Below are 24,629 nucleotides of genomic sequence, written 5' to 3'. Positions count from 1 at the left end.
GGGACGCCGGGCCGCCGGCCCGCTCTCACCGCTGCGGCCTACGCGCTGCCCGTGAGGCTGGCGAACACCACCACGTTGTCCGGGTAGTAGTGCCGGCCCTCGTTGTACCGGCCGCCGCAGGTGATCAGGCGGAGGCCGGCGTGGTCGAGGTTCTTGTACACCTCGACCGTGGGGAACTTGTTCTTCGGGTACTGGGCGACCCGGTCGACGGTGAACTTCGCGGTCTTCCCGTCCTGCCGGGCGACCTCGATGGTGTCACCGGCCTTCATCGTCGACAGCTTCTCGAACACCGACGGCTTGCCGTTCCAGGTGACATGGCCGGCGATCACGGCCGGTCCCCGGGAGCCGGGCGTCGGCCCCGGCCGGTACCAGCCGGCCTTGTCGGGATCGCGCGGGGTCTCCATGGTCCCGTTCGTGTGCTGCCCCAGCGTCTCCAGCGTGGAGGAGACCTGCAGCGAGGGGATGGAGAGCCGTTCGGGAACCGACTTCGGCATACTGGCGGCGGCCCGGCTGCCGGATCCGCCGCCGCTCGCCCCGTCGTGGGAGGTGTCCCCGCCCGGGGCCGGCGACTGCCCCGGGGGGAGCGACGGGGGCGGCGCCGCCGCGTCCTGCCCTCCGCACCCGGCGAGCAGCACGCTCGCGCAGGCCGCGGCGAGGGCGCAGCCGAGCAGGCGGTGGCCCCGGCGGCGTACGGTCGGCACGGTGTTCTCGCTGCGGCGGCTCACGCGGCACCCCCGTTGTTCCCGCGCCACCCGGTGGCGAGCACGCTCCTGCGCCGTCGCGCGAGGGCCAGCGCTCCGGTCACCGCCACGAAGGCGACGCCTCCGGCGCCCATCATGGCGATCGGCACCCCTTGCTCCTTGACGGGCCCGGTTCCGGTCTCGACCCCGCCGACGGGGATGGAGCCCACCGCGGCGCCCTTGACCTCGCCGCAGTTGGTCGGCGCGGTGGCCTCCTGGGGCAATTTGGGATCGAGTTCGCTCTTGCCCGCGCCGTCGAAGTCGTACTTCTTGTTGTTGTTGCGGTCGATGCCGTGCTGCACGATGTGCAGGTCCTTGATGTGGTCGACCACCGCCTGGGAGACGGGGATCGTGCGCTGGTAGGAGAGCTTGCCCTGCGCGTCCGCCACGGGCATGCGGTCGACGGCGAGGCCGCTCATCATGTCGGTGGGGCCCTTGGTGGTGAGGGAGATGTTGATGTTGCCGTAGTCGACCGTGGCCTCGGTGTTGTCGAGGACACCGTCGCCGTTGGTGTCATCGCTCGCGTCCGGGCAGTGGAAGTCATGGCCGTCGGTGGAGCCGTGGAGGTGCTGGGCCGAGGGCTGTCCGGGGACGAGGCCCTCGGACTCGATCTTCACGGTCAGCCGGTTGCCCTGGAGGCTGAGCATCGCCGTGCCCTTGGAACCGGAGTTGTTCAGCTGCGCCAGATTGATCTGGAACGCTCCGGTGCCCTGGGCGACGGCCTGGGACGAGGCGCCCACGGTGAGGGCCAGGGCGGCGGGAAGAGCGACGAGTGCGGCGAGGCGGCTGGTGCGCTTGGCTATCACGTTCGATCCTTTTCCGGCGGTCTCCCCAGGGGAAGGGGGAAGACCGCACGTCGTCAGGGTTCGAGACCGACACCTCGGCGAGGTGCCGACCGTGATTCGGAGCAGCAACGCCCGCGGATGGGTGGCGTGTTGAAAAAGTTTCCGGAGGAGGTGGAGTGGCGTGACTGCAGGGTGAGGCGCCCGTCCGGGGACCGCGGCGTTCCCCGGGGAAGGGCGGGCGGGCGAGGCCGTTGTGCCGGGCAGGCGGGCAGGCGGGCAGGCGGGCAGGGCCGTCGTGCCGGCGGGGCGCGCGGGGACGTCGTCCCCGGCGGGCGCTTCAGCCGTAGAGGGCCGCCATGGCACGGATCGTCGCCGTGATGCGGTCCCGCACTGCGGCCGGGGCGAGGACCTCCACCTCCGGTCCCAGCCGCAGCAGTTCGGAGGCCGCGTGGTCGAGGCTCTCGCTTGAGTTCGACCGCCGCGAGCACCGAGCCCAGTCCCAGCTCGGAGGCCGGTCCCACCAACTGGTACACGGACTTCACCCGGCCGGGATCCGTCACACCCGGCGCGGGAGGGGAGGGCTGACGACCGCGCGAGGGCGCACAAGGCTGGCGGCGGGCGGCTGAGTCTTACGGGCCCGCGTCCGCGCCGTCCTGAGCCTGAGCCCCCGTCAGCCGCCCGGCCTCGGGGACAGTCGCAGCCCCGTGACCAGGTCCGGGCGGATCCGTAGCGCGTAGGACATCCGGTGATCGGCCCATGGGTGCAGCAGCGCCCGGTAGTGCGCCAGGTCGTCGGGGTCGGTCACCAGCTGGCAGTAGCCGGTCACCACCACGCTCCAGCCGCAGTGCGTGGCCGGGTCGATGGCGTCGGCCTCGTAGGCGACGACCACGCCCTCGTCGCCCGCGTGCCCGGTCAGGCCGGCCAGCGCCGCGCCCTCATGGGTGCGGATGATCACCTCGCCGTGGTGGAGGAGGTGGTTGACCGGGCGGATGGCCGGCAGCGCGTCCTGGGTGAAGACGATCCGGCCCAGCGAGACGCTGCCCAGCAGGCGGAGGGACTCGGCGCGGTCCAGTTCGGTGCGGCGGCGGGACGCCTCGCGGTCGGCGCGGGCCACCAGTACGGCGTCGGTGGCGGCCTCGGCGGTGTGCCGGGCCGGGAAGTGGTTCACGGGTGCTCCCTGTCCTTGTGAGCTGCTGACGCGCCGAGCGAACGGGTCCCGGCCGTCAGCGTGCCGGGGGCGTCTCCCGTCAGTAGAAGATCCTCGGCCCGCGACCCGCCAGGGGCCGTTCGGTCCGTCCCGGGGGCCGTCGGACTCCGCGGCGGGCGGCGGGCGGCGGCGGGCGTCCGGTAGGGGCGTGTGCCCTGCGGGGCCCGGTGGACGTCACTCCGGCGCGCCGGGCTCCGTCCCGTCATCCGGGTACGCGGCGCGGCGGACGCCCTCGGGAGTCAGCGGTCCGGGCGCGGGTCGGGCACCGGGTCGTGGCGGATGCGGTCGGCCGGCATGCCGGCCGCGGTCAGCCGTGCGACCGTCGCGCCGACCATGGCCGCCGGTCCGCTGACGAAGGCGAGGCCGGGCGACCACTCCCCGTCCCGGGCCACCGCCTCGGCCAGCGGACCGTACCCGGCATGCGGGAAGCCGCCCTCCGGGACGACGTCGTCGTCCAGCACCCGGACCACCCGCAGCCGGTCGTGGCGTGCCGCCAACTCGGCCAGCGCCGCCGCGTCGTACAGCTCGGCGCGGCTGCGGGCACCGACGAAGAGGTGAACCCGGCCGGCCGGGCGCTGGGGAAGGCCACCGGGCCCGCGGCGGCGGCCCGCCCACTCCTCCAGCAGGGCCTTGATCGGCGCCCAGCCCGTCCCGCCCGCCACCATCAGCAGATCGCGGGAGCGGTCCTCGTCCCGGAGCGTCATCGTGCCGTGTGCCGGGCCCAGCCGCAGGGTGTCGCCGACCCGGGTGCCGCCGACCAGGGCGTCGCTGACCCCGCCGGGGCCGGTGCGCCGGATGTGGAGCGCCACTTCGCCGTCCGGCGCCGGGGCCGACGCGAGGGAGTAGTGCCGCCACGCCTGGGGCATCAGCGGGGACTCGACCGCCGCGAACTGGCCGGCCCGGTACGGGTACGGCTCGTGCGGCCGGACCCGCAGCACGGCGAGGTCCGGGCGGCGCCGCTCATGGGACGTCACCGTGGCCTGCCAGCAGGGGGGTTCGGCGAGCGCGGCGTCGGCGCCCTCGACCATGGACGCGACGGCGAGCCGCACCATCCGCACCCATGCCTCTTCCACCGCCTCGGCCCAGCGGGGCCCGGCCGTGCGCCGCAGCGCCACGCACAGTGCTTCCTCGAACGCCTCGTAGTGCACCGGCCGCACCCCGAGCTTGCGGTGGTCGTGGCCGAGCTGCCGGAAGCGGGCGGCCACCTCGTCGGGGCGGTGCAGATGCTCGATCAGGTACCAGAAGGCGCGGGCCAGATGCGCCCGCTGGAAGTCCATGGACGCGGGGAACAGCGTCCGCAGGTAGGGCCAGCGGGCGAACATCTCGTCGTAGAGGCGGGCGATCAGGTCGGCGAACGGCGTGACCAGGTCGAGGTACTGGGTGATCAGGCGCTGGTCGGCGGCGCCGTCGTAGCCGGCGGCCGTCCGGCCCGGTCCGGGTGCCCGGCCCTGGCCGAGCATGCGGCGCCGCAGCCGCATCGCGTCGTGCCGGGCGAGGAGGGCGTGGTACTCGCCGCCGACGGTGTCCGCGGCGGACCGCTGGGACGGGGCGGACGGCGCGGAGGGCACGGACCGAGCGGAGGGCACGGAGGGCACGGACCGAGCGGGCGGCACGGCCGGGGCGGAGCGCAATGACCGGTGGTAGGACTGCTGCATGGGATCGACCTCCTGACGGGAGCGCCAGTGTCGCAACGCGGTGCCGGTCCCGAAGGGCCCCGATCCCCCAGGGCCGTTCGGCCCTTGCCCGGGACCACCGGGTCCGGCGAACCTCGTGGTCGGGACCCTTGTGCCCCGCCCATCCGCGCGAACCACCGAGCGAGAGTGCATGAACCAGCAGCCCGTTCCCCCTGCCCCCGCCGCGCCCGTCGTCGTCCCCGGGGCGCCGCTGCGCGTCTTCATCCTGGACGACCACGAGGTGGTCCGCCGCGGTGTGCGGGACCTGTTGGAGGCGGAGGAGGACATCGAGGTCGTCGGGGAGGCGGGGGACGCCCGGCAGGCCCTGGCCCGGGTGCCGGCGGCCCGGCCGCAGGTGGCGGTGCTCGACGTCCGGCTGGGCGGCACCGATGGGCCCGGCGGCGACCACGAGGGGATCGAGGTCTGCCGGGAGTTGCGGGCCCGCCTGCCGGAGCTGGCCTGCCTGATGCTGACGTCCTTCGACGACGACGAGGCGCTGTTCGACGCCATCATGGCCGGGGCGGCCGGCTATGTGCTCAAGCAGATCGACGGCACCGCGCTGGTGCGCGCGGTCCGCACGGTCGCCGCGGGGCAGTCGATGCTGGACCCGCGCACCGCGGCACGGGTGATGGAGCGCCTGCGCGCCCCGGACCGGTCCCGGACCGCCGAGGCCGAGCCATCCGAACTCGACCGGCTCTCCCCGCGCGAACGGGAGGTGCTGGACCTGATCGGCGAGGGCCTGACGAACCGCCAGATCGCGGACCGGCTGTACCTGTCGGAGAAGACGGTCAAGAACCGGGTCTCCGCGATCCTCTCCAAGCTGGGGGTGGGCCGCCGGGTCCAGGCGGCGATGGTCGTCGAACGGCTGAAGGGGCCCCGGGCGTGAGGGCGGCAGCGGGGACCGGAGGGGCCTGATCCGGGTCGTACGGATCGGGTCGGACGCGTCGGGCCGGAGGCGTCGGGCCGGAGGCGTCGGACCGGAGGCGTCGGACCGACCGCATCGAGCCGGACGGCTCAGGCCGGACGCGATCCGGTCAACCGGGCTGGGGCACCGTCCGCAGGGGTACCGTCCAGACGATGCGGGTGCCGCCGCCCTCCGGGGTCTCGACGGCCAGGCGGCCGCCGTGCATCTCGGCCCGGGCCCGCATGTTGGCCAGACCTCCGGTGTGCGGCTCCGCGCCGACCCCGGCCCCGTCGTCCGTCACGGTCAGCGTCACCGCGGCCGCGGTCACCGACAGTGTCACGTCCAGGTGGCGGGCGCGGGCGTGCCGGGTGGCGTTGCTGAGGGCCTCCGCGGCCACCGCCAGGAGGTGCGGGGCCAGGTCGTCGGGGATCGCGGCGTCCACCGGTCCGTCGATCCGCAGCGCCGGGCTGAAGCCGAGGGCGGCGGCCGCCCGCTGCACGGTCTCGGTCAGGTCGCGCCGCAGACCGCGGCCGCCCTTGCCGTCGCCGGTGGTGCGCAGTCCGAAGATGGTGGACCGGATGATCTTGATGGTGGTGTCCAGGTCGTTCACCGCGCGGCCGACCCGTTCGACGGCCTCCGGGCGGTCGATCAGCCGGGTCGCGCTCTGCAGGGTGATGCCGGTCGCGAACAGCCGCTGGATGGCGAGGTCGTGCAGGTCCCGGGCGATCCGGTCGCGGTCGTGAAGGACCGTCAGCTCCTCCGACTCGGCCCGCCGGCGGGCGAGTTCCAGGGCGATCACGGCCTGGTCGGCGAAGCCCGATATCAGGGCGACCTCGGCGTCGTCGAAGGCGGGCCGCCCGGCCAGACGGCTCAGCCGCAGCGCGCCGCAGCCGGTGTCCAGCTGAAGGGGGACGGCGATCACCGGCCCGTGCCGCTCCGCGGGCTCCCCCCGCGACGCGGCACCGTCCGGGCCCTCGTCCCCGTCCCGGCGCCCGGCACCGTCCCCCTCCCGGTGCCCGGTGTCCTCCCCTTCCCGCTGCCCGGTACCGTCCCCGTCCGCGTCCCGGTGGCCGGTACCGTCGCCGGCCGCGTCCGGGCCGAGCGGGTACGCCCGCGGGTCGTCCCGTAAGTCGGCGCTGACCACCGGCCGGCCGCTGCGGGCGGCCATTCCGGACAGGGACGCGTCGGCCGGCACCCGCAGCCCGAGGATCCGGCTCGCGCCCGTGCCGCAGGCCACCGCCACCGACAGCTGGTCCGCGGACGAGGGCACCGGCAGCAGCACCGCCGCGCAGTCCGCCCCCGCGACCTCCCGCGCCCGCTCGGCGATCAGCCGCAGCACCTCGTCGGCGGCGGTGCCGGACAGCAGGCTGCGGGTGATCTCGCCGAGCGCCTCCAGCCACCGTTCGCGGCGGCGGCTCTCGTGGTACATACGGGCGTTGTCGATGGCCACACCCGCCGCGGTGGACAGCGTGGTCAGCACCGCCTCGTCGTCCGCGTCGAACGAGCCGCCGCCGCGCTTCTCGGTGAGGTAGAGGTTGCCGAACACCTCCTCGCGGACCCGGACCGGCACTCCGAGGAAGGTCCGCATCGGGGGATGGTCGGCCGGAAATCCGAAGCTGTGCGGATGCTCCGTCAGGTCGGCGAGCCGCAGCGGCTCCGGATTGCGGATCAGCTCCCCGAGGATGCCGCGGCCGCACGGCGTCCGGCCGATCAGCCCGATCAGCTCGTCGGACATCCCGACGGGCAGGAACTGCGACAGCTGCCCGTCCCCGACCACGCCCAGCGCCCCGTACTCCGCGTCGGTGAGGGTGACCGCGGCCTCCACGATGCCCTTGAGCACCTGCGGGAGTTCGAGCCCCCGGCCCAGGCTCATCACGGCGTCGAGCAGGCCGCGCACCCGGTCCGGTTCGTGCAGCTGCGGCCCGTGCGGACCACTCATGGCCGGTGCGAACTGCTGCGATTCCGACATGACCGTGCCGCTCCAAAGATCCCGTACGTCTGCTCGGCAGCCTACGTGATCAGTACGGGGACGCCGGCGGGCACCGGCGCCGACCGGCCATCCGCCGCAGGCCCGGACCAGGGCCCCGCCACCTCGCCCGGAGGGCCAAATGCGGTGCGGAAGAGGGCCGTTCGGCCCTGGGGGCCACGGCGGCGGACGGCCGACGATGGGTCTGCCGGGAAGGGCCGGTCTCCCCCGTGCCACGAGGGCTCTTCCCGGCTCCGGCCGTTCGCGGGCCGAAGCAGCCTCCGCCGCGACCGGCCGCCGCTATCCGGTCGAGCGGCCGAAGAACTCCAGCTCGGCGATGGCCACTTGCTTCTTGTCCGTGGCGCCGTACGCGGAGCGCAGCACCAGCCGTACGGTCATCGCGTCCCGTACCCGCACGTCGATCCGCTGCGGCCCGCCGTCGTTGACCCGGTAGTGCGAGAGGTGCCGCTTGCCCGCGGAGTCCGTCACGATCACGTCGAACTCGTGCGGGCGGGCCGGGTCGGCGGCCTGCGGGGTGCGCGCGGAGGCACCGGGCGTGATCACCACGTTCAGCAGATCGGTGGGCTGGCCGAATCCGGCCTCCAGGTACTGGCCGGTGGAGGCGCCCGAATAGCCCGTCCCCCACCAGGTGTTGGAGTAGCCGTCGAAGGCGAGCTTCGGGCCGTTCCGGGGGCCGGAGTGCGAGGCCTTCCAGGTGGCGGCGGGCACCGGGACGCGCTCGGCGAAGTGGTCCTGAACGGCCCGCGCGGCCGGCGGTCCGCCGATGATGCCCCCGGCCACGACGCCGGCGATCACGACCGCGACGACGGCACGGGCGATCCACCGGGTGCGGTCGCGGTGCAGCTTCGGGCGCTCTCCGGCGTACGGGCCCTCGGCCTCCGGGCGGGCGATGTCGTTCAGGGGGGTGGCGCAGCTGTGACAGAAGTGCCGGCCCGGCCGGTTGGGCTTGGCGCAGCTCGGGCAGGGCGTGCCGTCGACGGGCTCGGGGGCGGCCTGCGGGGTACGGACCCGCGGCCGGGCCGCGTCGGGCCGGCCGGGCAGCACACTGCCGGGTGCCGACGGGGCGACGAGGGGCGAGGCGTCCGGCACGGGCACCAGGAGGGCGCGGATGCCGGTTTCGGAGACGTTGCCCTGGCCGGCCGGGCGGTGGGGCGGGGTGCCTTGGCCTTGCGGGTGGGCCGGGTCGTGCGAGGGGTCGGCGCCGTCCGGACGCTCCGGGGTGTGCGGGGCGGGCCGGGAGGGGGCCGCTCCCCCGTCGCCGCCGTCGACCGGCGGGAGCGGGGCGGTCGGGTCCTCGCTGCCCTGTTGCGGGGCGGCGGCGGGAGCGGTGGCGTGCCCGGCGGCGGGGGCGGCCGGGCCGGTCCGGGGCGCGGCGGCGTCGGTCCGTGCGGCGGCGCCCGGTTCGGCGGGGTGGCCGGGGGCGGCGTACGGGCCGTTCGGCGCGGGGTGCGCGCCCGCCGCGGCCGGTCCGGAGGCGGACGGCGGTGCCGGAGACGACGCCCCGGACGGCCCCGACGGTGCCGGCGGCGCGGCCGCGGACGAGGGGGGCGGCCCGGACGTCGACGCCGTGGGCCGCTCCCAGCGCAGAAAGGCCCCGCAGGAGTCGCAGAACGACTGCCCCGTCTGGGGAGCCGGAGCGCCGCAGTCCGGGCAGGTGGTGTGATCGGTGGCCATGGGTCAGGTTCCTTCGGAGGTGGCGTCGGGCATGGCTTCGGGGAGGGCGCCGGGGGCGGACCGCGCGGTCACCTCGACCGTGAAGGGGAGGTGCGCGGGGCGGGCCGCCGCGACGACGGCGTGCAGGCGGTGCGGGTCGGCGCCGGCGGGGTCGTCGACCCGCAGGATCACCCGCAGGCCGGAGTGCGGGGAGCCGGGGAACGGGCCGAGGGGGCGGGCGGACCAGGCCGCGCCGCCGCTCTCGATGATCTCCGGGCGGACGCCGAAGGCCAGGTGGACGGCTTCGGACAGGCCGCGCCGGGTGCCGCGGACCCGGTGCAGCGCGACGGCCGTGGCCACCGCGCGGCGCCGGGTGGCCGGCGGCTCCGTCCCGTCGAGTTCGGTGCCGACCCAGGTCGTCAGCCAGTCGACGAAGTCCTCCGGCGCGAGGGCGGGCGTGAAGTAGCTCTCCAGGCAGTCCAGCACGTGGAAGAGCGGGGCGAGGACGACGTCGAGTCCCGCCACGAAGCGCTGGGTGAAGTCGTCGTCGGCGTAGACGGCGGGCAGCGCCGCGCCCAGCGGGTGCGGGGAGGGCAGCCCCGCGGTGGTGCCCCTCATCGCGCCTCGATCACGCGGACGCGGTGGTCGAACGGGAACAGCACGGCGGACGGGGCCAGTTCGATGCGGTCGGTGGCGTCGCCGCGGCGGCCGGTGAGCGGGTCGGCGGGGTGCAGCAGGACCTCGTCGACGAGTTCCACGCCGGGGACGCGCTGCAGGGCCGCGAAGATCTCGCCGGAGCGCAGCGGACGGCCGAACGGCCAGCCCTCGCCGTGCGCGCCGCCGGTCAGCGGGTCGAGGTAGGCGTACAGCGCGTCCAGGGCCTCGGCCCGTACCCGCTCGGCGCGCGCCGCCCGGAAGGAGTGCAGCGTCGCGACGACCGTGACGCCCTGGTAGAAGGGCGGGCCGACCGCGAGGCGGGTGCCCAGGGGGCGGCGCTCGTCCAGGAAGCGGGTGATCCGGCCGAGGAGTTCCTCGCCGGGCACCAGCTGCTCGAAGCGCAGGCGCCCGCCGCGGTCGGGGACGGCCTGGGGGACGACCAGGACGCGGACGGCGTTCTCCCCGGTCCGGCTCGCCGCGCCGCCCTGGCCCGCCGCGCCGGTGCCCGGGGCGGGCTCGGCGGGATCGACCGCGAGGCAGGCGATCCGGGCCGCTTCGGGGGCCGCGCGTCCCGCCAGCTCCTCGTAGTCGCGGGCGGTCACGGCGCGTTCCTGGGCGCGCAGCGCGATCGGCGCCCGCACCTTCGCCTCCTGCACCGTCTCGCCGTCGACCCCGCCGCGCGCGGCTTCCCGGTTCTCCACCCGCGCCACGTACGGGATGGAGCTGCGCAGCACCTGGATCGCGCCGCGCGCCACATTTCCCGCCCGCCCGCCGCCGGTGCGGTAGTGCGCGGCACGGAGCACCGCGCCCTTGGGCGGTACGGCCCCGAACTGGGTGGTCGTGCCGTCCGGTTGGCGTACCGAGGGGCCGAAGGCGATCTCGCCGGTGGTCGCGTCGAGGGTGAGGTGCCGGTCGTACGGACCGGAGGCCGCGAAGTCGGAGACGACCTGCCACTCCTGCCAGCCGTCCCCGTCGGAGACCTCCAGGCGCAGCGGCGGACGGTCGGCGACGACGGGGGCGTGGGCCAGGCGCAGCCGCTGGCCGGGCACGCCCGTGGACTCGCCGAGCGGTTCGTCCCGCACCACGTCGGCGTGCGCGACCGCGGTCGTGCCCCCGATGGTGAAGGCGGAGGCGGACCGGACGGTCGGCGAGGCGCTGTAGAAGGGCTGGCCGGGCGCGGCCTCGACGACCCGGCAGCGCAGCCAGGCGGAGTCGGTCCGTCCCACGCGCGAGACGATGTGCCCGGCGGGGACGTGCAGGACGACCTCGCCGGGGCGGTTGAGGCCGCCGGTGGTGTCCTCCGCCAGCTCGCACCCGGTCCACCCGTCGGCGGTCCAGGCCTCCCAGACCAGCGGGGGCTGACGCGGGTCGACGCCGACGCCGTCCACCCGGCTGTCCAGCCGCAGGACGGCCGCGCACCGCGGCACCGCCGCCGACAGCCCGAACAGCAGGGTGTCGCCGGGCCGGGGGGCAGGAGCGAAGACGGCGACGTCGGTGCCGGCGAAGATGTCGTCACCGCGGTCCTCGGGGGTGGCTCCCGCCTCCTGCCGCAGCACGGCCGCCAGTTCGCAGGGCACCACCGTCAGGTCGTCCTCGGTGGCGAAGGACACCGACTCCTCGGACTCGGTGCGGCCGGTGGCCACCTCCGTCCCCGCGGGCAGCACCACGGGCTCGGCCTGCGGGGCGGAGAGCCAGAAGGTGACGTCGGCGCGGGCCGCGGAGGGCGGGAAGAGGGTGACGCCGAGCAGGTCGAGGAAGGCCAGGTGGTTCTTCTCCGGTACCCGGTTGAGGCGGTAGACGATCTGGTCGGCCATGTGCGCGACGGCCTCGATGAGGGTCACGCCCGGGTCCGAGACGTTGTGGTCGGTCCACTCGGGGCAGCGCTGCTGGACATAGCGCTTGGCGTCGTCGACGAACTGCTGGAAGCGGCGGTCGTCGAGGTGGGGTGCGGGCAGGGCCATCAGGCTTCGCTTTCGGTGGACGGTGCGTCCGCGGACGGGATCACGTAGAAGGGGAAGACGAGGCTGCGCGGGTTGTTGGTGCCGCGCACGCTGTAGCGGACGTCGATGAACAGCACGGTCGGCTCGTCGGGCGCCGGGCTCACCTCGACGTCCTGGACCTCGATGCGCGGCTCCCAGCGGTCGAGCGAGGACCGCACCTCGTAGCGGATGCGGCCGGCCGTGGCCTCGTTGACCGGCGCGAAGACCATGTCGTGGACGGCGCAGCCGAATTCCGGCCGCATCGGCCGCTCACCGGGCGCGGTGGCCAGGACGAGCCGGATCGACTCCTCGATCTCCCGCTCCCTGCGGGCCAGTGCGATCCCGCCGGCCGGGTCGGTGCGCAGCGGGAAGGTCCAGCCCGCGCCGACGAACTGTTCACTCATGTCCGGTGGCCCCCTTGAGATGCATGTCCCTCACCTTTCTCGGACTCCTAGAAGGGAATGCCGTTGCGCAGGACGGCCGGTGCGTTCAGCGTGACCGTGGCCGGCGAGTTGATGGCCGCCGCGGCGCCCGCGTTGACGGCCACCGCGCCGACCGCGGAGACGGAGACCGCGCCGACCGAGTTGACGGCCACCGCGCCGGCCGACTTGAGGCTGATGGCGCCGGTCGCGTTGATGTCCGCCACGGCGCCCGCCGCGACGCCGAACTTCGCGCCCGCCTTGATGTCGACCGCCCCGCCGGCGCTCATCGTCAGCGAGCCGCCCGCGGTCAGCGACAGGTTGCCGCCCGCCTTGATGCTCACGTTCCGGGTGCCGGTGATGGAGACGGAGCCGTCGCTGCGGATGGTGACCTGGGTGCGCGTCTCGTCCATGTGGACGGTGAGCTTGCCGTTGCCGGTCTGCAGCCGGATGCCGCTCTTCATCCGGGACTTGGCGTCGACGAGTTCGACGGTGTGGCCGCTGCGCGAGGCGAGGGAGCGCCAGTTGACCCGGCCGCTGGTCGGATCCACCGCGGGCAGCCCGTCCGTCTGCCGGGTCGGCTTGTCGATGCCGTTGTAGAGTCCGGCGAGCACGTACGGGTGCTCCAGCGAGCCCCGGTCGAAGGCGCACAGCACCTCGTCGCCGACCTCCGGCAGGATCAGTCCGCCGCCCCGGACGCCGCCCAGCTGCGCGACCCGGCACCAGTCGCTCTCGTAGGTGTCCGACAGCCAGGGGAAGCGCAGCCTGACCCGGCCCAGCTTCAGCGGGTCCTTGGCGTTGCTGACCAGCGCCATCGCCACGCCCGGCATGGGCGGCGCCGCCTCCGCCCCGCCGGACGCCAGCCCGTACAGCGACCGGAACTGCCGCCCCGAGACGGTCAGCCAGGTGGTGAACTGCCGCCCGGACTCGAAGACATGGCGCACTCCGGTCGCGGTGTACTTCCCCTCGAACGGGAAGCCGGCGCCCTTGAGCGCGACCGGCCGGCCCGGCGCCAGCTGCGGATTCCCGGTGACCGCGACCTCCAGCTCGGCGAAGGAGCCCGCCACGTCGTCGGCGAGCGCGCGGGCGGCGTGGGTGACCTGCGCCTGGGTGGTGAACGGGGTGTCCGTGGCGGTCAGTTCGGCGGCACCGAAGGGCCTGCTGAGGGCTCCGGGCGCGATGTCGGCGACGATGTCCTTGCTCGTCGTGGCCGGGGACTCGGCGGTCAGGGCGCGCTTGGCGCGCATGTTCCAGCCGCGCGCGCCCGCCTTGGCGACCTGCCCGGCGGCGGTGACGGCGATCCGGCTGTGCAGCGCGTTGTGCCCGAACTCCAGGACGTACGGGCTCTGCGCGGCCGGTGTGGTGTCCGCCGGCGCGGAGGAGGCGGGGGCGAGCTTGCCGAACCGCAGTTTGCCGTACGGGTCGAAGGACAGGTGGACGTCGTTCTCCTGGGCCAGGCGCAGCAGGAAGTCCCAGTCGGTGATATTGGGCTGGGTGGCCAGCTCGTAGACGGTGCGGGTGGCCTCCACCGTGCCGAGGGAGAGCTTGTTGCGGCCGGCCAGGCGGCGCACGATGTCGCTCGCGGTCATCTGGGGGTAGCCGGCGACCCGGCGGTTGCGCAGCAGCCGGTGCCCCGGGTCGTAGCCCCGTACCACCAGGGACTTGCCGCTCGCGTCCGCGTCCACCTCCAGCGCGGTGATCTCGCCGGTCAGCATGGGGGTGCCGCGCTGCCCGTCGGTGAAGGGCGACAGCACCGCCTTCGCGCCGATCTTCAGCTGCGGGAAGGTCTGCAGGATGTCGGAGCCGCGGTCGGCGAAGGTGAGCTGGAAGGCGGAGGGCACGTTGACGCTGGCGTCCACCCAGCCCTCGGTGAGGAGGGTGGCGAGCTTGTCGGGCAGTACCGTCCCGCCGATCTCGACGTGCAGGACGCTGGTGTACGTCTTCTCGCTCATCGGTGGGTCTCCTGGAAGGTGGGGTGGCCTGAGGGGCCGTGCGGGAGACGGCCTTCGGGCGGGGCTTCGTCGGCGGCGGGCAGCAGCAGCTCGGTGCCCGGCCGCAGCCGCATCGGATCGTCGATCTCGTTGGCCTCGGCGATCAGCCGCCAGCGGGTCGCGTCCCCGTACTCCCGCCAGGCCAGCGAGGCGAGCGAGTCACCCGCGACCGTGCGGTGGATACGGCGGGCGGAGAGCGCGCCGGAGGTGGGGTTCTGCCCCTTGGTGGGCATGGCCACCTCGGTCAGGGACAGCGCGCAGGTGGCGCGGATCGGCTCCCCGGTGGGGTTGAACAGGGTGTAGGTGGCCTGCACGCTCGTCACGTACGCGACGAACTGCACGGTGTTGAACGCCCCCCAGGAGAACCGGACCCACGGGGGCGAGGGCCGCTTGGAGTTGACGCTCTGCGGCGTCACCTCGCAGCACGAGAGCAGGAGTTCCACCTGCTTCTGCACCTTCCCGGCGTTCGGGGTCCCGGAGGCGTCCAGGAACACCTCCAGCTGGAGGGTGGCGGGCCGGGTGCCGGTGAACTTCGGCGGCGCGCCGCGCGTGTACGCGACCGCGGCCTGGGTGTGCCACTCCGCCTCCCGCCCCAGCTGCAACTGCGTCGGGTTGAACTGGAACTCCACCTCGCCGATCCGGCCGCCGATGGAGCCGCCGAGATCGGTGGGCGGCTGATGGATCGCGAGCGCGGCCCGTACGAGACTCGCCCCCGCCTTCCCGCCGGTCGGCGCGGCCATCTCAGGCACCCCCCGCGTCGGTGAACCCGTGGTGCGCGATCTCCAGCGTCTCGGTCGCCACCCCCGGACTGGCCGGGTCCAGGCTCGGCCCCTGCCACCGCACGGGCAGCACCTCGACCAGCCCCCACTGCGCGACGATCGACCCGTCCGCGCGCAGGGCCGCGATCTGCGCGGTCGGCCTGCGGATACCGGTGGCGAGGGAGGAGATCCAGGCCGCCACGCGGGCGGTGTCGGCGGTGAGGGGGCGGGTGAGCCGGATCGTGGAGAACGTCACGCGGGTCGGCAACTGCCAGACGAATCCGTTGTTGCCGCCCTCCTGCCGCTGCTCCACCTCCACCTCGGAGGCCAGCCCGTCACAGCCGTTGAACAGGCCGAGGTCCTGCCCGTCGATGGACAGCTTGAAGAAGACGGTGGATCCGGGGTCCTTGGGCGCGGGCATGAGGTGGGCTTTCTGGGGTGGGGCGGGTGGACGTTTTGGGTCGGGGCGGATCGGGATCTGGTTGGGGTCGGGGCGGATCGTGTCGGGGGTGGGATCGGGTTGGGCGGGTGGCGGTGTTCCGGGGCGTGCGGCTGGTCTGCTCAGCGGCCGCGGTCCCGCAGGCGGCCGATCCGTTCCCGGTCGCTGCGCAACTCCGCCCGCAGCAACCGCGACAGCGGCGCCACCAGCCGCCGGGCGAGCTCATCGAGCTCGGCGGGGGTGGCGGGCGCGGACGGGGCGGGGGTGGGGCGGGAGCCGGGGGTGGGGGTGGCGTGGTGGGTGTGGGGCGTGATGACGGGGTGGCGGGTCGGTGGGTGGTGGAACCGGTGCGCTGGAGGGGGGGTGGGGGTGGTGTGGAGGCTGCCGGCGGGGTGTTGGTGGGGGCGGTTGCGGGAGTGCTGGTGGTGGCCCTTGGTGTGGGCCGTGTCGCGGTCTGGGTGGTGCTCGCGGTCTGGGTCGTGCTCGTGATCTGGGTCGGGCTCGTGGTCCGTGTCGGCATGGTTGCTGCGGGGCTTGTGGGGACGTGGATCGCGGTGTGCGCCGAAGGGGCCGTGAGGAGGCTTGTCACGGGGGAGCTTGTCGTGGGGCTGCTGGTGCGTTGCAGCGGTTGGGGCGGGCGGGTGGTCACGGTCGGGGGCGGGGGGCTGGTCGGGGGCGAGGGCATGCGCGTGGGCACGGCCAGCGGGACGACCAGCGGCGCCGGTGACGTGGATGACGTGGCGATGCGCCGTTGCACAGCCGGGGCTGAGGACGACGACGGGGCGTGGGCCTGGGCCGGCGCGAGGGGGTGGGCCGGCGCGAGGGTCGGGGCGTGGGCTGAGATCGGTGCGGCAGCGGAGGTTCGCTGGACCGGCCGCGGGTGAGCGAGCGGTGAGGCAGCCGGCGGCTGGTGAGCCGAGGGCGGGGACGTCGGGCCGGCCGGCGTCTCGGGCAGGCCACCCGTCAGTGCACGCAGGGGCACTGCGGGCATGGCCTGACGACGAGGCTCCGGCCCTGGACCTGGCCCCCTTCCCGGCATCGGTACCGGCACCGGTGCACTGATGGGACCGGCGGATCCGGTGCCTCCGGTGCCTCCGACGGTTCCGGCGCTTCCCGTGTTCCGGTGGGCGGGCTCCCGGGCGGTCAGTGCCCGAGCCGTCGCGAGAGGCGCGCGCCGCACACCCGGCAGCGGGCCTCGTTCGGTCGGCCGATCCTCAACCGGCGTACGTGGCAAGGGCCGCGTCCCGGGCACGGAAACCCCGGCACCGCCCCGGTTCGTCGCCACGGCCGTCGGCTCGGCCATCGGCTCGGCCGGCGCCGGTACGGGAGTCGCGGGTGCCGCGAGGCCGGACCGCGCCTGCGGCGTAGGCGCCGACGCGTCCGCCCCACCGTGCGTGGGGCGCGTCGCAGCAGGCGTGGCGACGCGTTGTACGGCAGCCCGCCCGGCGGCGTCCGACGCTGCCTCCACAGGGACGGACCCGCCATCGGAGGGACCGGACGGGCGGACGGCATGGCGATTGCGCGCAGGAGTGGCCGGCGCGGCGGTCGCACGCTGCACGGCCGCCGGCGTCGCGGCACTTCCCGACGGCTCACCAGGCTTGAGCGGTGCGCCGATCAACGGCCGTCGCCGACCAGCGCGTGCCGGTGGCGGGGTACCCCTCTCGACGCCGCGTACCGGTGCTGAGGACGCACCCTCAGCATGGGGCGCCGTTCCCGAGGGCGCGTCTCCTGTGCTGCGTGCCCGTACCGGGGGCACGTCGGTCCTCGCCGATCGTTGCGGCGCCACCGGACGGTCATCCGCCGGAGCGGAGCGCGCCGGCCTACGGACGGATTCGTCGCCCGGGGCAGGAGGCACAGGGGCAGCGGACACCGGGGCAGTGGGGTTTCCTTGGGACGTCATCCCGATACCTGCTGCCTCCGTCCGCGATGTGGTGGCTTCCCGTCCGGCGGACCCGGGCAGCCGTTCCTGCTGGACGGGCCGACGGGGCGGCTGGAGTGGAGCCCCAAGTCCCGGACGTGGAGTCGGTGTTGCCGTAGAACGCTGCACAGCGGGACGAGTTCGAGGACGCTCCGTCCGGCTCTCCTGCGCGCCCGGCCCGATGGCGCGCGGAGCGGACGGGGACGTGGACGCAGCCGGGGATGCCGCGCGGGTCCCGGATTCGACCGGAGGCACGGATACGGCAGGGGGCGCGGATGACGACACAGGCTCGGGTGCGGCCGTAGGCACGGAAGCCGACAGGGGTCCCGACACGGCCGGGGACCCGGGCATCTGCACAGGGGCAGACGCCTGCACCGGCGCGGACGTGGGCATCGCCCGGGACACCGACACCGTCCCGGGCGCAGGCGCAGGCGTAGGCGCAGACCGAGGCGCAGTCACAGCCCCCGGCGCGCGCGCAGGCCCGGAGGCGCTCGCAGGCTCAGCCGCGTTCGCAGGCCCGGACGCCTGCACTCCCCCGGACGCGGCCGTAGGCGCAGGTGTCGAAACAGGACCGGACGCCGAAGCGGGACCGGGCACCGAGGCGGGACCAGGCGGCGCCACCGCCGGGGACGTAGCAAGCCGCTGGACCACCGGTGCAGGCGACCCTGCAGCCGGCGCAGACGGAACGTCCTCACCACCGGCCGGACTCGTCGATGCGGCCACGGGGCCGGCACCCCGCTCAGGGCCGCTCCCGTCGGGGGCCACCGCGGGAGCGGCTCCCGACTCCGGGGCGGAGCGGCGTACCCGGCGCACGGCCGGCCGTCGCTGCACTGCCCGCCCGGCGTTCTCCGGGCGGGCGGCGACGGGGGCCGACGACTCCGCTGCGTTCCCGGAGGCCGCGGCGGGTGTCCCGGGCCCCGACGGGGGATTCGGGCCCGGGACAGCTGGGGGCCGGTCATCGGCCAGGGGCCCCGGCTCTGCACCAACGGGCGGCACCGCCACGGCGGACGCCGGCGCCGCCGCGTCCTGTGCCGGCTCCGCCGCACCCCGTGCCGCGGACGCCGGCTCCGCAGGGCTCTGGGCCCGGCCCACCACCGCCACCCGACGCACCGGCAGACCGACCGCCCGGGGCGCCGACATCAATGCGGGACGCCGCGCTCCCCGCGCCCTGCCCACCGGCACAGGCGCCCCAGAGCCCGCCGCCGACACAGCCGCCGCGCCCCCCGTGGAGGCGGCAGACGCCACGGACGACGCGGAGGTCACAGACGACGCAGAGGAACCGGACGACGCGGAAGACGCCGACGGCTCCCCGGCCACAGGCGACGCAACAGCCGAAGCCGACGTCGAAGCCGAGGTCGAAGCCGCAATCGCAGTCGCAGCGGAAGTCGAAGCCGAAGTCGCAGCCGACGACAGCAACGCCTCAGGCGTCACCGCCCGCACACGCTGCACGCCCGTCGCACGCCGCATCGGCCCAGCACCCGCCGAACCCGCCGCCCCAGCACCAACCGCCCCCGGAAATCCACCGCTCCTGCCCACCACACCGAACTCTCCGGAGTCGCCGGCCCCTCCGGTCTCCGCCTCCCCGCTCCCCCGCCCCACCACCGGCAGTCGCAGGGCCGGCAGTTCAAGGCGGCCAGGGGCCCCGGCACCCGTCACCGGAACCGGCGTGAGGACACCCCGGAGCGTCCCGCCAGGTGCCGAGGCACGCACGTCGTGCCCCAACTCGCCGCCGAACGACGGATCGCGGTGCGCGCTCAGCGACGACGCGGCGAAGCCGGTCTCCGCGACGGTACGGGGCGCCCCCAGGACCCTCTGGACCGGCGGCACGGCAGCCCAGCCACCCACCGGCCCCCTGCGGATCCCCTGCGCCGCCTCACTCCCGCCGATCCCCTCGCTCCCGGCCGCGGCATCCATCGCCGCCGCCGCGCCCTCCGGCGCAGCCGGCCGCTCCGCGCCGCGCGCGCTCCGTGGCCCCCGCAGCCACCCGAACATGCCCATCCCCGTCACTGCTTCCCTTCGGCCCGTTCGACCAGGGCCGCGCTCTGCGCCACGTACGCGCGCCGGTCGGCGTGTTCGAGGTCGAGAATGTCGTCCAGCCCCCAGTGGAAGTGGTAGGCGAGGTAGGCAACTTCCTCCTCGATCCGATCGGTCGCGTACGTCACGATTCCCCCAGGCGGCTCCCGGCCAGCTCCACCTCGAAGGACTCCTCGCAGTGCGGGCAGGCCACGGCGGCGCGGGTGTGTCCCTCGGCGTTGATCTGCCGGTAGAAGTCCTGCAGAAAGGCAAGGTCGGAGGCGAACATGTTCTCCACCGTGCCGTCGTGCACGGACCCGAGCGTGCCGAGCCGGGTGATGACCCGGCCCAGCAGCACGACCGACAGGTATGCCGGGTTCTCCCGTACGCGGACGTCCCGCAGCGGAATCAATTCGTCCCGTGCCGTCGCCAGACGCATCGCGCCATTGCGGTGGACGGTGCCGGACTCGTCCACGAATCCGCGCGGCAGCTCGAACTCGAATTCCGTCCGCAGCGGTTCACGACCGGCCGCACGGGATGCATCCATGGCAGGGGACGAACTCACTCCAGGCGACGCACCCGCCGGCCCGGACGCATGCGCCGTGCTCGTCGTGCCTGGAGCCCCTGCCGCGCCCGCCGCATTCGCCATGTTCGCCGTGGTGGCCGTCTGCGCCCCCGGGCCTGCGCGCCGCATTATTCGATGACCAGCTCTTCGAAGACGATGGTGACCTGCTCGGTCAGTGCGGCCGCGTCGCCCGCCTTGACCCCGCTGGTCTCCACCTTGCTGCACCAGGCGTTGCGCATGTTGTAACGCTTCACCGGGTTGTTCTGGTAGTCCATCATCATGATCGTGGCGTTCTTACGGGCCGAACCCATGTCGCCCGCGATGGACTTGTTGATCCATTCGCTGAACGCGCCGCTCTGCGTCATACCGCGGGTCACCGTGCATTCGCCGGCCTTCTTCGTGCCGGGCATCTTCTTCACGACGGGCTTTCCGTCCGCCGAGACCTGCTGGTATTCGATGACGTCCTGTTCCATGGTCAGGCCGCTGACCTCCTGCAGATATTCGACCATCACACCGTCGATCTGCAGGCCGAAATTGTGTGAGGTGAGAGCATCACCGGGCTGAAGGGACACGGGGTTTTACTCCTGTTGCGGTGAAGGGATGTCGGTTCGGGAGAGGAGCGGAGGGGGAGAGACCCGGAGGGCTACTCCTCCAGCTCCCCGCCGCCGCCGGAGAACTGCGCCAGCCGGAAGACCACGAATTCGGCGGGCTTGACCGGCGCGATGCCGATCTCGCACACGACCCGTCCCAGGTCGACGGATTCGACGGGGTTGGTCTCGGCGTCACACTTGACGTAGAAGGCGTCCTCGGGCCGCTGCCCGAACAGTGCGCCCGAGCGCCACTCGTTGACCAGGAACGCCGAGATGTTGCGCCGGATGCGGGCCCACAGCGCCTCGTCGTTCGGCTCGAACACCACCCACTGGGTCCCGATGAGAATCGACTCTTCGAGGTAGTTGAAGTAGCGCCGGACGTTCAGGTAGCGCCACGCCGGGTCGGACGCCAGGGTCCGCGCGCCCCACACCCGGATTCCGCGTCCGGGGAAGGCGCGAATGCAGTTCACCCCGACCGGGTTGAGCAGGTCCTGCTCACCACGGGTGATCTGCAGTTCCAGATCGACCGCCCCGCGGACGATCTCATTGGCCGGCGCCTTGTGGACACCCCGCTCGCTGTCGTTGCGGGCCCACACGCCGGCCATGTGGCCGGACGGCGGCACGATGCGCGACTGGCCGGAGGTCGGGTCGAAGACCTTGATCCACGGGTAGTAGAGCGCGGCGTACCGGGAGTCGTACCCCGCGATCTCCTGGCGCCACTTGCGGATGTCACGGGCGTTCAGGGCGGGCGGCGGGTCGAGGACGGCCATCCGGTCGCCCATCAGCTCGCAGTGCGCGATGAGCCCGAGCTGGACGGCCTTGACCTGCTCCTCGTCGATCAGGCCCTGCTGGTAGGCGGCCATCAGGTCCGGTACGGCGACCATGTTGACCTCGTCGAGCGCCTCCAGGCCGCCGAATCCGGTGCGGTCGGCGGAGTCGCCGATGAACCGGCCGGAGTCCAGCCGCTCGACGGCGCCGGACGCCGCGGGGGCTGCGGGTGCCGGGGCGGGCGGGGCCAGGGTGACGCTCTGGGCGTCCGGCTTCGTCAACTGCGCGGCCGCGGCGGCCTCTTCGACGACGATCGTCTTCGAGCGCTGCTTCACCTGCGTGACGACGTAGTTGCGGGCGCTCTTCTTCGCGCTGACGTCGAAGCTCTCGACGGCCTTGTCGCCGTCCTTGACGACCAGCTTGAAGCGGTCGGCGCCGCCCTCGCCCTCGGCGTCCTGCACCTCGACGGAGAGCGCCCCGCCGGCGGAAGCGGGCGCGATCGCGGCGACCTTGAAGGTGCCCAGCGCCACCGGCTCCCCGGCGGTCAGCGCCCTGGGCGCGCTCTGTACGGCCGCGGCGGGTTCCGTGCCGTCCGGGGCACCGCCCACGCGTACGACGTACGCCGCCGTCCCGCCGTTGTTGAAGAAGCCGTACACGGAATGCGCCAGGTAGTACCCGTCCGTGAACTCCCCGAAGGCCGCCACGTACTGGGACCAGTTCGTCACCAGCGTCGGATCGTTCAGCGGGCCGGTGGGCGCCAGCCCGACGAAGGCGGCAACGGACGTTCCGACGCCTTCGATGGGCCGGGATCCGCTGGCGACCTCCTCGACGTAGACGCCGGGCGACAGGTAGTTGGGCATGGGACGTTGCTCCTAGTAGGCATGAGGGTGGAAAGAGGGCGGAGGCGGCATCGCGCTCAGGGGGAGACGTCGTACGGGATGTGCACGGGCCTCGACGACCCCGGCTGCGCGGTGCGCCACGGCTCTTCGGTGTGCCGCACGGGCGCGGTGCGGCGGCTCATCGCCCGCGGGGCATGCGCCTGCGCCTCCCGCTCGGACCGGCCGGAGCGCTCGAAGACCCTGGCACCGGCCCCGTCGCCGCGGTCGGTGCCCGCGACCGGCCGGGTGCGCTGAACAACGTGCCGGGCCTCCCCGGCCCCGGCCGTCCGGCGGGCCGTCCCGGCAGCGGCCGGGGCCACCGGACACGCCGCGTGCGCCGCCCCCGGGCGCTCACCTCCGGCTTCCTGCCGCCGGTCCTGTGCCCGCATGTCGATCCCCCGTCCCGCTCACTGCCGACCGGCGCTGTTCGCTGCCGGTCACCGCTGCCGCTCTTGTGCCGCTTCTACGCTTTCGATCCTGGCGGGCGGGCGCGCCCGGCCATAGAGACGAACGGGCCCCGCCACGGGCAGGGCGCCTGCCCGTTCGGGCACGAGGGGCGCCGCTCGCCGCGTGACCGGCCATCGGGACACCCGCCTCTGCCCCTGGCTCTGCCCGTTCGGACACTGACCCGCGCCCGCCGGACGGGTTGACTGCCCGGGTGAGTATGTGGACTTCACTGGAACCGGCCGCGATCACCGTCGACCCGGGTTCCGTCGCGCGCGTACGGCTACGCATCCGCAACACGGGCGACACCGTCGAGGAGTACCGGCTGCGGCCGGCCGGCGACCCCGCGGGGTGGACGCGGGTGGAGCCGGACGTGCTGCGGCTCTATCCGGGGGCGGAGGGCACCGCGGAGGTCGTCTTCGCGCCCCCGCGGACACCGGACGCCGTGGCCGGGCCGACGCCCTTCGGCATCCGCGTCGAGCCGGCCGAGCACCCCGAGATCCGCGATGTGGTCGAGGGGCAGGTGACGGTCGGCACCTTCACCGAACTCCGCAGCGAACTGGTCCCGTTGACCGTGCAGGGCCGATGGCGCGCCAAAGCGGCGGTCGCCATCGACAACCTCGGCAACCAGCCGCTGACCGTCTCGCTCTCCGGCCGGGAGAACGGGGACGCGCTCTCCGTCGAGGCCGTGCCGAGCTCGGTGCAGGTCGCCCCGGGGCGCGCCGCCTTCGCCCGGCTCAACATCCGCCCCGGTCGGGTCAGCTGGGTCGGCGGCACCAACAAACATCCCTTCACGGTCTCGGCGCTGCGGGCCGGCGTACCGGAGCCGGCCGAACTGCGCGGCACCTACGTCCAGCCGTCCGTCCTGCCGCGCTGGGCGATGGCGGTGTGCTCGCTGCTGCTGGCGGCGACGCTGGCCTTCGTGGCGCTGTGGTTCACGGCCCAGCCCTCGGTGGCCACCAGCGCGAAGGACAAGCCCGGCCCCGTCGGACGCCCCATCGAGCAGCCCACGAAACCGGCGCCCTCGCCGCCGCCCGAGCAGCCCTCCCCCTCCGCGCCTCCCCCGCAGGAGCCGAAGGACGAAAAGCCCGAGGGCGGCGACGAGCAGAAGGACGAGGGTCCCCAGGCCCAGACCATCCGGGACGCCTCGGGCGAAGGCTGGTACCTCCAGGTCAACCAGGGCGGTCAGGAGGACGGCACACAGGTCGGCCAGAACCCGCGGTGGACGGGCGAGGAGTTCGGCCGCAACCAGTGGTGGATCATCCATCACTACCCCGAGAACAACTCGGTCTCCCTGGAGGCGGCCAGCGCACCGGGCAGCGTCGTCGACCTGAAGGAGAACACCAACCAGGTCCAGATCGAGGGTGTCTCCGCGGAGAACCTGGAGTCGGGCAAACTCGGCGAGCACCAGAAGTGGCGGCTGGAGGACACGGACAACGGCCGCACCCGCATCGTCAACATGTCCAACAACGAGTGCCTCACCGACATGCAGAACGACAAGGGCGCCATCACCTGGCAGTGCTCCGACGGGCCCAACGAACAGCAGGACTGGAAGATCTCCGACGGTCCGTGAGCCGTCACCGGGCCCGGCGGCCCCGACGGCGCTCGTCCGCCGGCCCGTACGCGTCGAGGAAGGTACGCAGGAGGGCCAGCTGATGGTCGAGCGGCCCGGCGATGTCGGCGCCGAGCAGCCACAGCCAGGCGGCGTACGCGAGGTCACGTGTGCGGGGGCCGGGGGCGGCCTGGTCGAAGTCGAAGGCGCGCACCGGCAGGCCGTCGACGAAGGCGACGTTGAGCGGGGAGAAGTCGTTGTGGCACACCGTCTCCTCGCCGCCCGCGACCGGCGTGCCGGCGGTCGCGTCGTGCAGCCGGCGCAGCAGACGCGCCGCGGCGGAGATCTGGGCCGGCGACCAGTCACGGGCCCGGAACTCGGTCACGGTCGCCCCCTGCTGGAAGCTGAGGATCTCGCGGCCCCTGGGGTCGATCCCGAGCAGCCTCGGCGCGGCGTCGGAGCCGGTGTCCGCCAGATGCCGGAGCAGTCGGTGCACGAACGGCGAATGCGGCCCGACCGGCCGCCGCACCGTGTCCCCGACCCGGACCACACCCTCTGTGATCCGGCCCCCGGCCAACGGAATCTCCGGCTCCAGCTCCGGGTCTGTCTCCGGGTCCTTCTCGGTCTCCGGCTCCGTCTTCTGGTCCATGCGCGTCAGCGTAGGCACCGTGGCGGCCCGCCCTGCCTCCCAGCGGGGCGGGCCGCCCGG

At 74.2% G+C, this 24,629-nt stretch carries 21 protein-coding genes and 1 pseudogene; 3 read left to right on the top strand and 19 right to left on the bottom strand.

The window, feature by feature from the left end:
• Positions 1 to 38: 38 nt before the first annotated feature.
• The 5 genes and pseudogenes from K7396_RS30720 to K7396_RS30700 form a co-directional block, all read right to left on the bottom strand.
• Positions 39 to 725 (bottom strand): class F sortase, encoded by a 687-nt coding sequence (locus tag K7396_RS30720; RefSeq protein ID WP_223660250.1) that lies wholly within the window; start codon positions 723 to 725, stop codon positions 39 to 41.
• Positions 722 to 1,546, bottom strand: coding sequence for a hypothetical protein (locus tag K7396_RS30715; RefSeq protein ID WP_086718973.1), 825 nt, complete (start codon positions 1,544 to 1,546; stop codon positions 722 to 724). Before K7396_RS30715 ends, K7396_RS30720 begins: the two co-directional genes overlap by 4 nt.
• 316 nt (positions 1,547 to 1,862) lie before the next feature.
• Positions 1,863 to 1,976, bottom strand: a pseudogene (locus tag K7396_RS30710) (WCX domain-containing protein); the annotation flags it as partial.
• A 219-nt stretch (positions 1,977 to 2,195) separates the two neighbouring features.
• Positions 2,196 to 2,693 (bottom strand): pyridoxamine 5'-phosphate oxidase family protein, encoded by a 498-nt coding sequence (locus K7396_RS30705; protein ID WP_152105060.1) that lies wholly within the window; start codon positions 2,691 to 2,693, stop codon positions 2,196 to 2,198.
• Positions 2,694 to 2,971: 278 nt separating this feature from the next.
• Complete coding sequence (locus K7396_RS30700; RefSeq protein ID WP_373866963.1) at positions 2,972 to 4,300, bottom strand: globin domain-containing protein; 1,329 nt, start codon at positions 4,298 to 4,300, stop codon at positions 2,972 to 2,974.
• A gap of 256 nt (positions 4,301 to 4,556) precedes the next feature.
• Here K7396_RS30700 and K7396_RS30695 point away from each other — a divergent pair, with 256 nt between their 5' ends.
• The gene (locus K7396_RS30695) at positions 4,557 to 5,291 is read left to right on the top strand and encodes a response regulator transcription factor (protein WP_086721411.1); all 735 of its coding nucleotides are present in this window, start codon (positions 4,557 to 4,559) and stop codon (positions 5,289 to 5,291) included.
• A 148-nt stretch (positions 5,292 to 5,439) separates the two neighbouring features.
• Here the strand turns inward: K7396_RS30695 and K7396_RS30690 are convergent, their stop codons facing one another.
• From K7396_RS30690 to K7396_RS30655, 8 genes are all read right to left on the bottom strand, one after another.
• Positions 5,440 to 7,248 carry a sensor histidine kinase gene (locus tag K7396_RS30690; RefSeq protein WP_086721412.1) on the bottom strand — a complete coding sequence of 603 codons (1,809 nt, stop codon included), beginning with the start codon at positions 7,246 to 7,248 and terminating at the stop codon, positions 5,440 to 5,442.
• A gap of 327 nt (positions 7,249 to 7,575) precedes the next feature.
• Complete coding sequence (locus tag K7396_RS30685; RefSeq protein ID WP_152105061.1) at positions 7,576 to 8,970, bottom strand: NADase-type glycan-binding domain-containing protein; 1,395 nt, start codon at positions 8,968 to 8,970, stop codon at positions 7,576 to 7,578.
• A gap of 3 nt (positions 8,971 to 8,973) precedes the next feature.
• On the bottom strand, positions 8,974 to 9,567 hold the full coding sequence (locus tag K7396_RS30680) for a phage tail protein (RefSeq protein WP_086721467.1): 594 nt from the start codon (positions 9,565 to 9,567) through the stop codon (positions 8,974 to 8,976).
• On the bottom strand, positions 9,564 to 11,567 hold the full coding sequence (locus tag K7396_RS30675) for a putative baseplate assembly protein (protein WP_086721466.1): 2,004 nt from the start codon (positions 11,565 to 11,567) through the stop codon (positions 9,564 to 9,566). Before K7396_RS30675 ends, K7396_RS30680 begins: the two co-directional genes overlap by 4 nt.
• On the bottom strand, positions 11,567 to 11,989 hold the full coding sequence (locus K7396_RS30670) for a GPW/gp25 family protein (RefSeq protein WP_086721465.1): 423 nt from the start codon (positions 11,987 to 11,989) through the stop codon (positions 11,567 to 11,569). The genes K7396_RS30675 and K7396_RS30670 overlap by 1 nt, the downstream gene beginning before the upstream one ends.
• 47 nt (positions 11,990 to 12,036) lie before the next feature.
• Entirely contained in the window at positions 12,037 to 13,956 is a 1,920-nt protein-coding gene (locus K7396_RS30665; protein ID WP_086721464.1) for a VgrG-related protein, read from the bottom strand.
• Positions 13,953 to 14,735 carry a CIS tube protein gene (locus K7396_RS30660; protein WP_152105062.1) on the bottom strand — a complete coding sequence of 261 codons (783 nt, stop codon included), beginning with the start codon at positions 14,733 to 14,735 and terminating at the stop codon, positions 13,953 to 13,955. Before K7396_RS30660 ends, K7396_RS30665 begins: the two co-directional genes overlap by 4 nt.
• A gap of 1 nt (position 14,736) precedes the next feature.
• Positions 14,737 to 15,174: a phage tail protein gene (locus K7396_RS30655; RefSeq protein WP_152105063.1), complete on the bottom strand. Its 438-nt coding sequence runs from the start codon at positions 15,172 to 15,174 to the stop codon at positions 14,737 to 14,739.
• Positions 15,175 to 15,566: 392 nt separating this feature from the next.
• On the opposite strand from K7396_RS30655, the gene K7396_RS30650 reads away from it, so the two are divergent.
• Positions 15,567 to 16,076 (top strand): hypothetical protein, encoded by a 510-nt coding sequence (locus K7396_RS30650; protein ID WP_223660249.1) that lies wholly within the window; start codon positions 15,567 to 15,569, stop codon positions 16,074 to 16,076.
• 3,037 nt (positions 16,077 to 19,113) lie between these two features.
• On the opposite strand, the gene K7396_RS30640 is transcribed toward K7396_RS30650, so the two are convergent.
• From K7396_RS30640 to K7396_RS30620, 5 genes are all read right to left on the bottom strand, one after another.
• Positions 19,114 to 19,272, bottom strand: coding sequence for a DUF6760 family protein (locus tag K7396_RS30640; RefSeq protein WP_086721073.1), 159 nt, complete (start codon positions 19,270 to 19,272; stop codon positions 19,114 to 19,116).
• Positions 19,269 to 19,670, bottom strand: a complete 402-nt coding sequence (locus K7396_RS30635; RefSeq protein ID WP_107421259.1) for a hypothetical protein — start codon at positions 19,668 to 19,670, stop codon at positions 19,269 to 19,271. The genes K7396_RS30640 and K7396_RS30635 overlap by 4 nt, the downstream gene beginning before the upstream one ends.
• 146 nt (positions 19,671 to 19,816) lie before the next feature.
• Positions 19,817 to 20,260: a phage tail protein gene (locus K7396_RS30630; RefSeq protein WP_018087540.1), complete on the bottom strand. Its 444-nt coding sequence runs from the start codon at positions 20,258 to 20,260 to the stop codon at positions 19,817 to 19,819.
• A gap of 71 nt (positions 20,261 to 20,331) precedes the next feature.
• Complete coding sequence (locus K7396_RS30625) at positions 20,332 to 21,906, bottom strand: phage tail sheath family protein (protein ID WP_152105064.1); 1,575 nt, start codon at positions 21,904 to 21,906, stop codon at positions 20,332 to 20,334.
• Positions 21,907 to 21,962: 56 nt separating this feature from the next.
• Entirely contained in the window at positions 21,963 to 22,313 is a 351-nt protein-coding gene (locus K7396_RS30620; protein WP_143589286.1) for a hypothetical protein, read from the bottom strand.
• Between the two features lie 275 nt (positions 22,314 to 22,588).
• Here K7396_RS30620 and K7396_RS30615 point away from each other — a divergent pair, with 275 nt between their 5' ends.
• Positions 22,589 to 23,941 (top strand): RICIN domain-containing protein, encoded by a 1,353-nt coding sequence (locus K7396_RS30615; protein ID WP_086721606.1) that lies wholly within the window; start codon positions 22,589 to 22,591, stop codon positions 23,939 to 23,941.
• A 4-nt stretch (positions 23,942 to 23,945) separates the two neighbouring features.
• On the opposite strand, the gene K7396_RS30610 is transcribed toward K7396_RS30615, so the two are convergent.
• On the bottom strand, positions 23,946 to 24,569 hold the full coding sequence (locus K7396_RS30610) for a phosphotransferase (RefSeq protein WP_086721605.1): 624 nt from the start codon (positions 24,567 to 24,569) through the stop codon (positions 23,946 to 23,948).
• Positions 24,570 to 24,629 lie beyond the last annotated feature (60 nt).

Source organism: Streptomyces angustmyceticus (assembly GCF_019933235.1).
GTDB lineage: Bacteria > Actinomycetota > Actinomycetes > Streptomycetales > Streptomycetaceae > Streptomyces > Streptomyces angustmyceticus.
Note: the sequence above shows the minus strand (reverse complement) of the source record. Positions and strands in the feature narration are given on the sequence as shown.